This window comes from bacterium, assembly GCA_035691305.1.
Taxonomy (GTDB): Bacteria; Sysuimicrobiota; Sysuimicrobiia; order Sysuimicrobiales; family Segetimicrobiaceae; genus DASSJF01.
In genome coordinates this window covers 82623-95329 of record DASSJF010000005.1, presented here as the reverse complement: position 1 = coordinate 95329, position 12707 = coordinate 82623, and the positions used below count along the sequence as shown (strand labels likewise).

Below are 12707 nucleotides of genomic sequence, written 5' to 3'. Positions count from 1 at the left end.
CGCCTCGAGGCGGCTCGCATGACGGAGTCCCCGGACACGAACCCCCTCGCGTTTCTCGACGACGAGCTCGCCGCGTTGCGGGCGAAGGGCCTGTACCGCTGGCCCCGGCGGCTCACCGGCGAGCAGGCGGCGGTCTGCGTCTACGACGGGCGGCGCGTCGTTAATCTCTGTTCCAACAACTACCTCGGTCTTGCCAACGACCCGCTCCTCAAGGACGCGGCGCGGCGGGCGATCGGCGAGTACGGGGTGGGCTCGGGCGCCGTCCGCACGATCGCCGGCAACCTGGCGATTCACGAGCAGGTCGAGGCGCGGCTGGCCGCGTTCAAGCGCACGGAGGCCGCGCTGCTCTACCAGTCCGGGTTCACGGCGAACGCAGGCACGGTCTCGGCCGTGCTCGGCAAGGGCGACGTGGTCGTCAGCGACGAGCTCAACCACGCGAGCATCATCGACGGCTGCCGGCTCAGCGGGGCGGAACGCAAGATCTTCCCGCACCGCGACGTCGAGACGGCCCGGCGGCTCCTCGCCGAAGCGCGGGCCGGCGCCGGCGGCGCCGGCCGGCACGTGCTTTTGATCACCGACGGGGTCTTCAGCATGGATGGTGATGTCGCGCCGCTGCCGGCGCTCGTCGAGGCAGCCGAGGAGTTCGGGGCGATCATGATGGTGGACGATGCTCACGCGAGCGGCGTGATGGGCGCAGGCGGGCGGGGGACCGTCGATCACTTCGGCCTCCACGGCCGCGTCCACATCCAGGTGGGGACCCTCAGCAAAGCCTGGGCGTGCCTCGGGGGCTATGTCGCCGGCAGCCGCCCGTTGATCGAGTTCCTGATGCAGCGTGCGCGCCCGCTGCTCTTCAGCACGTCCCACCCCCCGTCGGTCGCCGCGACGGCGCTCGCCGCGCTCGACCGGATCGAGGCCGATCCCGGTCTCATTGACCGGTTGTGGGACAACACCAGATTCTTCAAGGCCGGCCTGTCGCGGCTCGGCTTCAACACCGGGACCAGCGAGACGCCCATCACCCCGATCATGATCGGTGACGAGGCGACGGCGATGCGCTTCTCGGACCGGCTCTTCGAGGAAGGGGTGTTTGCGCTGGGGATCGCGTTCCCGACCGTGCCCCGCGGCAAGGCGCGCGTGCGGACGATCGTGACCGCGGGCCACACGCGCGAGCAACTGGCGGAGGCACTCGAGGCGTGCGGACGGGTAGGGCGGGAGATGGGAGTGGTTACGGCGTCGTAAGGTGCTCTTACTCCACGTGGTGGTCGGGGCGAACCGCTACGGCTCCACTCCCAGGTAGCGACGGAGCGCGTCATCGACTTTGCCGAGCGCGTCCCGCCAGGTGTCGCGCCGCGTAAAGAGGTGCGACTCGCCGGGATAGTAATGCGTTTCGAACCGCTTCCCGTGGGCCACGCAGTCGCGCACGATCAGGTCGAGCTGCTCGAACGGCACCGCCTCGTCCCGGGTCCCGTGGAAGTTGACGAGCGGCGCCCGCATGCGCTCGACGAGCCGGCCCGGTGACGCGCCGTCCCACACCTCCGGTCGCTGCGCGCGTGCGCCGGCGCGTCCGAGGAAGTAGTCGTACGGCGGCCGGTAGTGCTCTTTCGCCCACGCCATCCAGTGATCGAAGTCCCAGATGCCGGCGATGTTGAGGCCGATGGCGAACGTCTCCGGTGAGCGCACGAGGGACGCGAGGGTGAGCCATCCGCCGTAGCTGAGGCCCCAGATGCCGACGCGCGCCGGGTCGACGAACGGCAGCGTCTTGACGTACTCGCCGGCGCGCACGCAGTCCTCGCACTCGAGCACGCCGAGACCGCCGCTGTTGCCCTGTTCGAACGTCTTCCCGTAGCCGATGCCGCCGCGGTAGTTGACGAGGTACGAGACGACGCCGCGGCCGGCCAGCCACACCGAGACCGCGTAGAAGAACGCGTAGGCCTCGAGCGGCGGGAAGCCTTCGCGCATCTGCCGCATGCCGCCGCCGTGCACGTACACGAGGGCGGGGTAGCGGCGGCCCGGGACGCGCGGCTCCGGCGTGAGCAGATATCCCGGGATCTCCCAGTCGTTCGCGCCGCGGGTGTGCACCAGTTCGGGAACGGGGAACCGCCCGGGATGCGCGTCGGCCGGCATGGCGCCCACCACGCGCCGCATATCGCCTCCGTTCCGTGACACGACCCAGATCTCCGGGGCGTGGCGGAGGGTGCTGTGCTTGAACGCGATACGGCGGCCGTCCGGCGACCACTGCGGTTCGACGCTCGTTCCGGCGCCGGGTGTGAGCTGCCGCGTGGCGCCGGTCTCGATGTCCGCCGCGAAGAGGTGCCGCTGCCCTGGATTGAGGCGGTTGCTCGAGAACACGATCTCGCGGCCGTCCGGGCTCACGCGCGGCGAGTCGACCGCGTGGCCCACGTCTTCGCACGCTCCGCCGCTCAGCGCGCGGACCCCGCCGCGCTCCACGTCGAGCAGGTACGGATGCCACCAACCCTCGTGCCGCAGCGTCAGCACGGCGCCGGTGCCGTCCGGGAGTGCCTGCGCCGCGAATGTGGCGCCCAGCCCTTCGGGCTCGTGCTCAGTCCAGACGAGGCGGCCGGCCCGGAGCCGTCGAGATCCAAGACCCACCAGCGGCGAGCCGTGTAGTCGGCGGAGGCCTGCGCGTACAGCAGGCGGTCGGCGCGAAGCCACGTCATGGGGCCTTCGAGCTCGTCCGTCTCCGAGCGCCAGACCACGTTGCCGCCGTTGCCCATCACGGCGACGTCCCATCGTCCGAGATGCTCCGTCGTCAAGGCGAGACGGCCGGCGTCCGGTGCCCAGACGAGTCCGGGCTCATGATAGAGCGCGCGGACGCGGGTCGGCACGCGGAGATCCCGGATCGACGGCCCGGCGAGATCGACAATCCACGCGCGGCCGCCGCTCGCGCAGGCGAGTGCGCGCCCCGTCGGCGCCCAGGCGAACTCCGTGACGGGTTCCCGCGGATCGTAGAGCGCCACGCTCTCGGTCGGGCGCCCGGCGTCGGGCGGCCCTGCAAGAAGCAATCGGCCGCCCTGAACGTAGGCGATCTCGCCGGCGGGGCCCCAGGCGAAGGCGCTGACCGGGGCGTCCCCCGCCGATACCTCGCCGTCGGCGCTGCCATCGACGTGTTGGACGCGGAGCGAGAAGCGTCCGCCGTCGTCGTGGATGAACGCGATCCGCGACCCGTCCGGGGACCACGCGTGCCCCGACGTGTAGGTGATTGCCAGGACCTGCTCGAGCGTGAGCGCGTCGTGTGAGACGGGCCTCGCCTCCGTTCCTAGGGAGTGGTGCGGGAGGTTGCACCGGCGCCGTCCATACTTACATCCTCGCGGTCCGCGTCCCTGGTGTCGATTGCACGTCGGCCGGTCGGGCGGCGGTGCTATACTCTAGGTTGCCATGCCAGGATTTACGACGTTGTCGACCCCCCGAGAGGCCAAGGAGCGGTTCGCGCGCGCCTATACGCCGCGTCCCCGCGGCGGCGAGCGCGTGCCGCTCACCGAGGCCTACGGCCGCGTGCTCGCGGAGCAGGCGGTCGCCCGCGAAGATCTGCCGCCGTTCGACCGTTCCACCGTCGACGGGTTCGCCGTGCAGGCGGAGAGCGTCGCGCAGGCCGGCCCCGATCGTCCGGCGGCGCTGCGCCTCGTGGACGAGGTGGAGATGGGCGAGACGGCGTCGGTGCCCGCCGGGCGCGGCGAGGCCGTGCGCATCCCGACCGGGGGGATGCTGCCACCCGGCGCGGACGCCGTCGTTATGCTGGAAGACGTCGACGAATCTCAGGGCCGGCTCGCGGTGCGGCGCGCGGCGCGGCCCGGCGACAACGTGATCCGCCGGGCGGAGGACGTGCGCCGGGGCGACGTGGCCCTGCGGCCGGGCACCCGCCTCAGGCCGCAGGACGTCGGGCTGCTCGCGGCGATCGGCGTGACCGAGGTTCCGGTCTTCGTCCGGCCTCGGGTGGCGATCATCGCGACCGGCGACGAGATCGTGCCGGCGGACCGCACGCCCGAGGGCGGCCAGGTGCGCGACGTCAACACCTACACGCTCTCGGCCCTCGTGCGCCAGGAGGGCGGCGTTCCGCAGATCGTCGGGATCGTGGAGGACGTCTACGACGTCCTGCTGCGGACGCTGCGGGACGCGCGCGCCGGAGCGGACCTCGTGCTCGTGAGCGGCGGGAGTTCGGTCGGCGCCAAGGACGCGGTCGCCCGCGCGATCGGGGAACTCGGCCGTCCCGGCGTGATCGTGCACGGGGTCAGCATCAAGCCGGGGAAGCCGACGATCCTCGCCCTGGTCGACGGGACGCCGATGATCGGCCTTCCCGGACACCCCGTGAGCGGTATGGTGATCTTCGACGTTTTTGTGCGCGACGTGCTGCGCGGCCTGGCCGGCCGCGGCGACGGCCGGCCCTACGGCCGGGTGGTGCGGGCGAGGCTGGCCCGGCCCATTCCCGCCGCCGGCGTCCGGGAGGACCACGTCCGAGTGTACCTCGAGCGCCGGAACGGCGAGCTGCGGGCGGTGCCCGTGCTCGGCAAGTCCGGCATCATCACGACGATGACGCGGGCCGACGGTGTCGTCGTCGTGCCCATCGGGCAGCGGCTGCTCGACGAGGGCGCGGACGTCGACGTGGAACTGTTCGAGCCGTGACGGCTCCCGCGAGGCCGAGAACGCGCCTCACGCACGTCGGCCGCGGCGGCGCCCGCATGGTGGACGTCGGCGCGAAGGCGGAAACCGTCCGTGAAGCGGTGGCGCGCGGCGAGGTGGTGATGCGCGCGCCGGCGCTGCGCTCGATCATGCGCGGCGAGGGCCGCAAGGGCGACGTGCTTACAGTCGCACAGATCGCCGGGATCGCGGCGGCGAAGCGGACGTGGGAGCTGATCCCGCTTTGCCACCCCATCCCGCTCACCGGCGTGGACGTCACGCTCGAGCCCGACCCGGCGCGCGGTCGGGTGCTCATCGAGGCGCGGGTGCGGACGCGCGGGCGGACCGGTGCCGAGATGGAAGCGCTCGTCGCGGTCGCGACGGCGGCGCTCACCGTATACGACATGATCAAGGCGGTCGAGCGGGGCGCCGCGATCGAGGGCGTCCGGCTGGTGCGCAAGTCCGGCGGCAAGTCCGGCACGTACCAATGGAACGGCGCGCAGCCGCCGCGCGGCTCGTGAGCGCGGAGGGCCGGCTGCGCGGGATCCGCTGCGGCATTCTCACCGCGAGCGACTCGGTGAGCAAGGGGCGGGGCGAAGACGGCAGCGGAAACTACCTCGCGGAGACGCTGCGGGCCGAGGGTGCGGAAGTGCTCGCCCGCGTCGTCGTCCCAGACCACCTCGAGACGATCGCCGCCTCGCTGACCGAGATGGCCGACCGGCTCGGCGTGGACCTGGTGCTCACGACGGGCGGGAGCGGGGCGGCACCGCGTGACGTGACGCCGGAGGCCACCCTGCGGGTGGTGGAGCGGCAGATGCCCGGTATTCCCGAGGCCGCCCGGATCGCGACGGCCTCGCGCACGCCGCTGGCGATGCTGTCGCGCGCCGTCGCCGGGATCCGCGGGCGGACGCTGATCGTCAACCTGCCCGGCAGCCCGAAGGCGGTCCGGGAGTGGATGGACGTCATTCTCCCGGTGCTCCGCCACACGGTCGAGCTCTTACACGACGGAAAACTGGAGTGGGGCCGGGAGCACCGGCCGTAAGACCGCTTCTGCGAGGCGCAGGGATGCCGCTGGTCAGCGCTGTCAATCTGACGAAATCGTACGCGGGCGTGTCCGTGCTCGCCGCGGCGTCGTGCACCCTCGAGCCGGGGCAAAAGGCCGGGCTCGTCGGCCGCAACGGCGCCGGGAAGACTACGCTGCTCCGCATCGTCGCCGGCCTCGAGAGCGCGGACGACGGCCAGGTCGTGTTTGCGCCGGGCGCCACGGCGGGGTATCTGCCGCAACTGCCGGTGGTCGATGAGAGCCGCACACTGTGGGAAGAAGCCGCTTCCGCGTTTGCGGCCGCGCGCGGCGCCGAGCGCCGGCTGCGGGAGGCCGAGCACCGTCTCGCGCTGCCCGAGGTACACGGCGACGAGGCCCAACTGGCGGCTGCGCTCGAGGAATACGGCCGCCTGCGCGAGACCTTTGAGCGCGCCGGAGGCTTCACGTACGAGGCGGAGATCCGCCGTACCCTCGCAGGCCTGGGCTTTCAGGAAGAGCAGTGGGCGCGTCCGCTGGCGTCGATGAGCGGGGGCCAGCGCGCGCGCGGCGCGCTGGCGCGCCTCCTGCTGACCGCGCCCGACCTCCTGCTCCTCGACGAGCCGACGAACCATCTCGACCTCGACGCGCTCGAATGGCTGCAGGGGTTTCTGCAGAGCTTCCGCGGCGGGGTGCTGGTCGTGAGCCACGACCGCTATCTGCTCGACGCGGTCACGAGCCACACGTTCGAGCTCGACGCCGGGCGCGTCGAGGACTATCCGGGCGCCTACACCGCCTACGTCGCCGAGCGCGAGGCGCGCCGGATCCGGCAGCAAGCGCTGTTCGAGCGGCAGCGCGAAGAGATCGCGGCCCTCGAAGAGTACATCCGCCGCAACCGCGCGGGCCAGAAGAGCCGCCAGGCCAAGTCGCGCGAGAAGCGGCTCGAAAAGATGGTGCGGCTCGAAGCGCCCCGCAGCGCGCGGGGGCCCGCGTTCCGGCTGGAGGCGCCGCGTCGCGGTCCGCAGGTCGTTGTGCGTCTTCGGAATCTCGGCAAGCGCTACGGGGAGAGCATGGTCCTGTCCGGCGTGTCGCTCGAGATCCGGCGCGGCGAAAAGGTCGGCGTGATCGGCCCCAACGGCGCCGGCAAGACGACCTTGCTTAGGATCATCGCGGGGCTCGAGCCGCCGAGCGGCGGCCTCGCCGAACTCGGCCCGGGCGTGCGGGTCGGGTATTTCGCGCAGCACGCCGAGGAGACGCTCCCTCTCGACCAAGCCGTGCTCGACGCGGTGCTCGGCGACCGCGCGCTGTCTCCGGAGCAGGTGCGCCGCGTGCTCGGCCGCTTTCTCTTCTCTGGCGATACCGTCTACAAGCGCATCGGCGATCTGAGCGGCGGGGAGCGGCGGCGCGTCGCGCTGGCCCGGCTCGTGCTCGACCGGCCCGACCTGCTGCTGCTCGACGAGCCCACGACGCACTTCGACCTGCCTTCGCTTGAAGCGCTGGAGCAGGCGCTCGGGGCGTTCGAAGGCGCGATGCTGCTCGCCTCGCACGACCGGTATCTGCTGGACCACGTCGCGCGGCGGCTGTTGATCGTCGACGCCGGCAGCGTGCGGGACGTCGCGGGTCCGTACCACGCGTACCGCGAAGCGCTCACCGGCGGCCCGGCGGCCCAGGTGGCGGCTAAGCCGGCCCCGGAGCCTCCGCCGGTTTCCACGGCGCCGGTGCGCCGGGCGGACGATGCGCCCCGCCGCCGGATCGCGCACGCACGGGCGGGGACGCTCGACGTCGACGCGCTGCTCGAACGCATCGGGGCGCTCGAGCAGGAGCAGAAGGACCTCAGCCGTCTGATGGGCGATCCCGAGTTGTACCGCGACGCCGCGCGCGCCCGCGACACCGTGCGGCGCTACGAGGAGGTCAACGCGGAGCTCGAAGCGCTGTACGCGCGCCTCAGCGCCGCGGAGCAGGACGCCGGTGGATAAGTCCGCGCCGCTTCGGGGCGCCGGGACCTGCTTCGCCTGCGGCCCGGCGAATCCGATCGGCCTGCGCCTCAGGTTCGAGCTGGAGGGCGACGACGGCATCCGCGCCGAGTTCACGCCCGGCCCGCAGTACCAGGGCTACGAGGGCGTGCTGCACGGGGGTATCGTGGCCGCGGCGCTCGACGACGCGATGGCCAACCTGTTCCACCTGCGCGGGCGCGAAACGGTGACGGCGCGGCTCGAGATCCGGTACCGTCGCGAGGCGCCGATCGGGCAGCGCCTCGTCGTGACCGCGCGGACCACCGGAGAGCGCGGCCGGTTCTTCACTGCCGAGGCGACCCTCGCGCTCCCCGACGGCACGTGTCTGGCCGAGGCGCGCGGCACGCTGGCGCGGAGTGCGTAGGGCGTGGCGCAGAAGGCCGCCGGCGAGGACGTGCGGACCGTCGCGACGAACCGGCGGGCGCGCCACGAGTACTGGATCGAGGAGACGCACGAGGCCGGGATCGCGCTGACCGGGACCGAGGTGAAGTCGGTGCGCGCCGGGCACGTGATTCTTGGCGACGCCTTCGCCCGCATCGACCGCGGCGAGGCGTGGCTGCTGCACCTGCACATCGGCCCCTACGAGCAGGGCAACATTCAAAACCACGATCCGATGCGGACCCGCAAGCTGCTGCTGCATAAGCGCGAGATCGAGCGCCTCGGCGCGCGCGTGCAGCAGCGCGGGTACACGCTCGTGCCACTGCGCATCTACTTCCGCAACGGCGTGGCGAAGGTTGAGCTTGGCCTCGCCCGGGGGCGTCATACCTACGACAAGCGCGAACGGATCGCCGAGCGCGACGCGCAGCGCCGCATCGAGCGGGCGCTCGGCGCCCGGGAACGGCGGGAGCCGCCCCGCCGCGGTCAGTGATGCCGGCCCCGGCCGCGCTTGCGCTCTACCTTCCGGTGGCGCTCGTCATGGCGTTTACCCCGGGCCCCGCGACGCTCTTCGTGTTGAGCCGGGCCTCCGCCCTCGGCCCGCGGGCGGGGCTGCTGTCGGCCGCCGGACTGTTGAGCGGAACCCTCGTCCTCGTCGCCCTGGCCGCGCTCGGCCTGACCGGCGTTCTCGCCGGAGCGCCGCTCGTGTTCGAAGGCATCCAGATGGCCGGCGCGGCGTATCTGGTCTACCTGGGCCTTCGCACCCTGGCCTCGAAGCCGCGTCCACGGGCCGCCGCCATCCGTGCCGCGTTTGAGCCCGACCCCGACGGCCGCACGAACCTCCGGCTGTACCGGGACGGGGTCGTGACCGAGCTGTTCAATCCCAAAGCCGCGCTGTTCTACGCGTCGGTGCTGCCGCAGTTCGTGGACGCGCGGCGTCCGGACGTCCCGCTGCAAATGTTTGCGCTCGGCGCGGTCTTCGTCGTTTTCGGCGCCGTGTCACTCGGACTGATCGCGATCTTCGCGGGCGCCCTGCAGGCGCGCCTCCGCCGGAGCGCTGCCTGGGCGGCCGCCGCCCGGTGGGTCTCCGGCGGCGTCCTGGTGGCCCTCGGCCTGCGCCTGGCCGTCAGCCGCGCTCGTTAGACTACCGCTCGTACTCGACCGAGTACCTGATCGGCGCCGTTTTGGCGCATTGAATATTCCCCCCGCAATCGCGTTATCTATAGGTAGGGCATTTCAGCCCGGCGTGTGATGCCGTTCACAGCCTGGGAGGGAGCTTCCGCCCTATGCTGTGGCCAGCGCACCCATACAGGAGAAGGACGCGGAAGATGCAGGGAGGCAGCGCGAATTACAAGCGGCACGCCGTGATCGCGGGCGTACTGGTGGCCGTTGTCGGCCTCGCCGCGGCGCCGGCGGCCGCGCAGCCGTTCGGCGCGCCCAGTGTGGCTATTCTCGACGTCGGAGTTGCCGGGTCGATTCTGCGCGTCACCATGGCGGTGTCGGGCCTCGAGGACGCCCGAACGGACCCGGCGACCGTGACGGTGTCGGTGTGGCTCGACGGCGTCCCCGCGGAGGCCGCGCTGCCGCTGATCCAGATGCCGCCGCGCTTCGCGATGGAGTTCGATCTCGCCGCCGGCGCCGTTCTCGTCGGCGGTGTCTCGGTCGGGCGCTTTACGCCGCTGCCGAGGTTCACGGAGAATATGCGCTTTCCGGTCGAGGTGACGATCCGGCGCGGAGCCCATGTTGCCACGGCGCGGCGCGAGGTGATCGTGCCGCTGCCCGCGGTTATCGTGCCCGGCTTCCTCAACGAGCACGATGGACCGAGCGAAACGGTCCTCGCCGCTTTCCGGCGCCACGGGTACACGGACGCCGGCTCCGGCCGCAACGTGTTCTGGTTCACCTACGCGTCGAAGGATCTTACGCTGCCGCGGGCGGCCGAGGCGCTCGCGGCCTACGTCCGCCGCGACGTCCTGCCCGCCACGTACGCGTCAAAGGTCAACGTCGTCGGGTACAGCCTCGGCGGGCTCATGGCACGGTGGAACGTTGCCTACGACGTCGACGGATGGGGGACCCTCGTCAACCGGCTCGCGCTCGTGGGCGTTCCCAACGAGGGCATCGTGCAGGCCTATGTTGCCAATCATGCGCCATCCGCGTTGCCGTTTGCCGGTCTCGGCCGGACCGTGGCGGCGCTGGCCTTCATGCCGACGTTTCCGTTCTGGCGCCCCGCGCCGGCGCAGGCATGGGCGATGCCGAGCGACGCCGGGAATGCGCTGCTCAATGACCTCAACACGCGTCCGATTCCGGCGGGCATCCGCCTCTCGGTTTTCTACGGGAGCCACGATCCCCGCGGCACCGGCGGACCGCAGACGTCGGCCGGTATCACGGGACTGCTCCCGGAGGCCGAGCTGGCGTATGCGCCGGGGGACGGGATGGTTCTCGCGGCAAGCGCCCAGGGGCTGCCGATCCGGGGCGGGAACGGGGTGCCCGCGCTCCTGGAGCGGCCGGTCCTTCGCGTCGATCTCGGCCCGGTCTACCACACACGGCTGCTCGAGGTCGGCGCCCGCCGCATCGCCGATATGATGCTCGACCGCTTCGCCTCCAGGGTGGACGAGTAGTTTCTGGAGAACAGCCTGGACGCCGGTGATACAATGGAGTTGGTTGGAACGTGCGACGCGCGGGTGAGCTCCGCGCGCCTCTCAGTCTTGGGGGCGACAGGTCTCGACTGGGCTCGCAGAAGCAGGGTTGCGCGCCGAGGTGGTCCGGGCCCTCGTTAAACAACCGGACGGCGCATACACGCCGATACACAGCTCGCACTCGCTGCTTAGTTAAGTAGCGACGCTCCCCCCGCAGCGCCGGCGGGCGGGGAGTGGGCGTCAGCAAGCCGGCTGCTCCGGGCCTCTTCGCTCCGGGAGGACCGGCTAAGACCTAGAGAGCTAGCGGGACCGGGATCCGGTCTGCGGGAGACCGGCTTCGCGAATCCAAAGCGCAGGCTACGCGCGTAGACGCCCTGCCCTCGCGGCTCTAGGACGCGGGTTCGATTCCCGCCGCCTCCACCATGCCCTCGGTTGCACTGAACTGCACAACGATGCCAGAAACGGCGTCAGCATTGGGTTTCAGCCATTCTCGCTGCTGCACGCGACTGCACGCCGCAGCGTCCCGCAGAGCGCTGTCCAAGGGCAAATTAAGGGCACGCTCAAGCCCCTCGGGGAAGACGAGCTCGTCGATCCACTCGACGTAGCGGGTGGGGACGGAGTCCATTAGGTGCCCGTAGACGGTGAGCGTGAAGCCTGGGCTATGGTGCCCCATCTGGCGCGACACGTAGAGCGAATTCTTACCCGCCGCGATCAGCAGTGAGGCGAAGGTGTGGCGCGCGGTGTACGGCGATATGGGCCGGACCTTGGCCTCGGTGATTGTCTCCTCCCAGGCCCGCCGCATATTGGTCCGAGGGAGCATCGCCCCACTCGTCGCCGGGAAAACCCAGGCGCCGGCCGCACGGCTCGGTAGGGCCTCGAGGACCTGACGCACGATCGGCACCATGTCCACGTCGCGGACAGAGCGGTCCGTCTTCGGGGCGCCGAGAACTTTCGATCGGGCCTCATAGGATGCCGTGACGCGGATTTTGTTAGCCGCGAAGTCCGGCCAATTCTGCCCGGTCCACCGCATCGCCTGAATTTCCCCAGGGCGAAGCCCGGTGAATACTGCGACGATGAACACGGAACGCCACGGCTCCGGGGCGACAAGCAAAAAACCGGCGGATCTCGCGCGGGGTCCACAGCGCCAGCGAGGGCCGCGGCACGCGCAATTTCTTGAGTTTGGCGATAGGCGATATCGGCAAATAGCCCCAGTCCACCGCCGCGTCGAGCAGCTGCTTGAGGAGTGCGGTCGCGTGGTTTACGGTCTTGGGCGCGAGCCCCGATTCCAAGGCATCTGTCCGGAACGTCTCTACCGCCGACAGTGTGATGGTCGAAAGTGCGTGTGTGCCGAAGTGAGGCAGTAGCTGGTGGGTCAGCAGCTCCCGGTAGCGCTTCGCCGTCGACGCCCGTACGCGCGCCAAGTGCTTGTCTTTCCAGTCGTCGGCGAAGGTCGTGAACGTCGTGCGGGTGCGTCTGGCTAGGATGGGATACTTGCCGAGGCGTGACTCATACAGACGCTGATGCAAAACGGTTTCAGCTTCTTTGCGGTTCGGGCCGACGGCTTCCTCGTGCTGGTGGCCGTCCGGGCCATAGTAGCGAATGTGGAAGGACTTGCCGCGCCACCGAATCGACACTCAGCGCCTCCCAGGGGCTCCTTCGCGACTCGTATTCTCCTCTGGAGGGTGGTGGAACTTGGCCCGCCACGCTCGTATTTCCTCCGGGTCGAACCGCAGAGATGTCCCGAACCGATAACTCGGGATCTCGCGCCGCCGGGTGCGCTCGTGCACCCATCGTTTCGACACGCCGAGGTACCGGCAGAGATCCTTGATCTTCCACATCGCCGGGGGCATGCCGCCCTCCACGTGCGCGGTGATTTCGAGCGGGCGACGTGCGTTCACGTTTGTGCCTTTGGTGCCTCATGCTCGCCATGTGCGCCACGTCCGCAAGGGTCAGAGGGCTGGCGAGCATGGGAGTTTTGGCGAGCATGAAGACTCCAGACATAGATGGCACGCGGACCGAATCCCTGTCGGCGCGTCACCA

At 70.7% G+C, this 12707-nt stretch carries 13 protein-coding genes and 1 other RNA gene; 10 read left to right on the top strand and 4 right to left on the bottom strand.

Features of this window, described 5'->3' with window-relative positions; all coding sequences use genetic code 11:
- Nucleotides 1-18 precede the first annotated feature (18 nt).
- Nucleotides 19-1236: a glycine C-acetyltransferase gene (locus VFL28_00990; GenBank protein ID HET7263214.1), complete on the top strand. Its 1218-nt coding sequence runs from the start codon at nucleotides 19-21 to the stop codon at nucleotides 1234-1236.
- Nucleotides 1237-1272: 36 nt separating this feature from the next.
- Here VFL28_00990 and VFL28_00985 read toward each other — a convergent pair whose 3' ends face one another.
- Entirely contained in the window at nucleotides 1273-2493 is a 1221-nt protein-coding gene (locus tag VFL28_00985) for a prolyl oligopeptidase family serine peptidase (GenBank protein ID HET7263213.1), read from the bottom strand.
- Nucleotides 2487-3020 (bottom strand): hypothetical protein, encoded by a 534-nt coding sequence (locus VFL28_00980; GenBank protein HET7263212.1) that lies wholly within the window; start codon nucleotides 3018-3020, stop codon nucleotides 2487-2489. Before VFL28_00980 ends, VFL28_00985 begins: the two co-directional genes overlap by 7 nt.
- A gap of 391 nt (nucleotides 3021-3411) precedes the next feature.
- Here VFL28_00980 and glp point away from each other — a divergent pair, with 391 nt between their 5' ends.
- The 9 genes from glp to ssrA all read left to right on the top strand — a co-directional run bounded on the left by glp (nucleotide 3412) and on the right by ssrA (nucleotide 11090).
- Nucleotides 3412-4635 (top strand): gephyrin-like molybdotransferase Glp, encoded by a 1224-nt coding sequence (gene glp, locus VFL28_00975; protein ID HET7263211.1) that lies wholly within the window; start codon nucleotides 3412-3414, stop codon nucleotides 4633-4635.
- The gene (moaC, locus tag VFL28_00970; protein HET7263210.1) at nucleotides 4632-5150 is read left to right on the top strand and encodes a cyclic pyranopterin monophosphate synthase MoaC; all 519 of its coding nucleotides are present in this window, start codon (nucleotides 4632-4634) and stop codon (nucleotides 5148-5150) included. Before glp ends, moaC begins: the two co-directional genes overlap by 4 nt.
- The gene (locus tag VFL28_00965) at nucleotides 5117-5671 is read left to right on the top strand and encodes a MogA/MoaB family molybdenum cofactor biosynthesis protein (protein HET7263209.1); all 555 of its coding nucleotides are present in this window, start codon (nucleotides 5117-5119) and stop codon (nucleotides 5669-5671) included. The genes moaC and VFL28_00965 overlap by 34 nt, the downstream gene beginning before the upstream one ends.
- A gap of 23 nt (nucleotides 5672-5694) precedes the next feature.
- Entirely contained in the window at nucleotides 5695-7623 is a 1929-nt protein-coding gene (locus tag VFL28_00960) for an ABC-F family ATP-binding cassette domain-containing protein (protein HET7263208.1), read from the top strand.
- Nucleotides 7616-8023 carry a PaaI family thioesterase gene (locus VFL28_00955; protein ID HET7263207.1) on the top strand — a complete coding sequence of 136 codons (408 nt, stop codon included), beginning with the start codon at nucleotides 7616-7618 and terminating at the stop codon, nucleotides 8021-8023. The genes VFL28_00960 and VFL28_00955 overlap by 8 nt, the downstream gene beginning before the upstream one ends.
- 3 nt (nucleotides 8024-8026) lie before the next feature.
- Nucleotides 8027-8527, top strand: coding sequence for an SsrA-binding protein SmpB (gene smpB, locus VFL28_00950; GenBank protein HET7263206.1), 501 nt, complete (start codon nucleotides 8027-8029; stop codon nucleotides 8525-8527).
- On the top strand, nucleotides 8527-9177 hold the full coding sequence (locus tag VFL28_00945; protein ID HET7263205.1) for a LysE family translocator: 651 nt from the start codon (nucleotides 8527-8529) through the stop codon (nucleotides 9175-9177). Before smpB ends, VFL28_00945 begins: the two co-directional genes overlap by 1 nt.
- A 185-nt stretch (nucleotides 9178-9362) precedes the next feature.
- The gene (locus tag VFL28_00940; GenBank protein ID HET7263204.1) at nucleotides 9363-10649 is read left to right on the top strand and encodes a hypothetical protein; all 1287 of its coding nucleotides are present in this window, start codon (nucleotides 9363-9365) and stop codon (nucleotides 10647-10649) included.
- An 89-nt stretch (nucleotides 10650-10738) separates the two neighbouring features.
- Nucleotides 10739-11090, top strand: a transfer-messenger RNA (tmRNA) gene (gene ssrA / locus VFL28_00935).
- Here ssrA and VFL28_00930 read toward each other — a convergent pair.
- Both VFL28_00930 and VFL28_00925 read right to left on the bottom strand, forming a co-directional pair.
- Nucleotides 11056-11748, bottom strand: a complete 693-nt coding sequence (locus VFL28_00930) for a site-specific integrase (GenBank protein ID HET7263203.1) — start codon at nucleotides 11746-11748, stop codon at nucleotides 11056-11058. The two genes, ssrA and VFL28_00930, sit on opposite strands and share 35 nt — an antisense overlap.
- The gene (locus VFL28_00925; protein HET7263202.1) at nucleotides 11657-12301 is read right to left on the bottom strand and encodes a hypothetical protein; all 645 of its coding nucleotides are present in this window, start codon (nucleotides 12299-12301) and stop codon (nucleotides 11657-11659) included. Before VFL28_00925 ends, VFL28_00930 begins: the two co-directional genes overlap by 92 nt.
- Between the last annotated feature and the right edge of the window lie 406 nt (nucleotides 12302-12707).

What these genes read in the sequence shown, in the direction of transcription:
- VFL28_00940 (HET7263204.1), top strand. Translation starts at nt 9,363, where the DNA reads ATGCAGGGAGGCAGCGCGAATTACAAGCGGCACGCCGTGATCGCGGGC.
- VFL28_00990 (HET7263214.1), top strand. Translation starts at nt 19, where the DNA reads ATGACGGAGTCCCCGGACACGAACCCCCTCGCGTTTCTCGACGACGAG.
- VFL28_00960 (HET7263208.1), top strand. Translation starts at nt 5,695, where the DNA reads ATGCCGCTGGTCAGCGCTGTCAATCTGACGAAATCGTACGCGGGCGTG.
- VFL28_00945 (HET7263205.1), top strand. Translation starts at nt 8,527, where the DNA reads ATGCCGGCCCCGGCCGCGCTTGCGCTCTACCTTCCGGTGGCGCTCGTC.
- VFL28_00965 (HET7263209.1), top strand. Translation starts at nt 5,117, where the DNA reads ATGGAACGGCGCGCAGCCGCCGCGCGGCTCGTGAGCGCGGAGGGCCGG.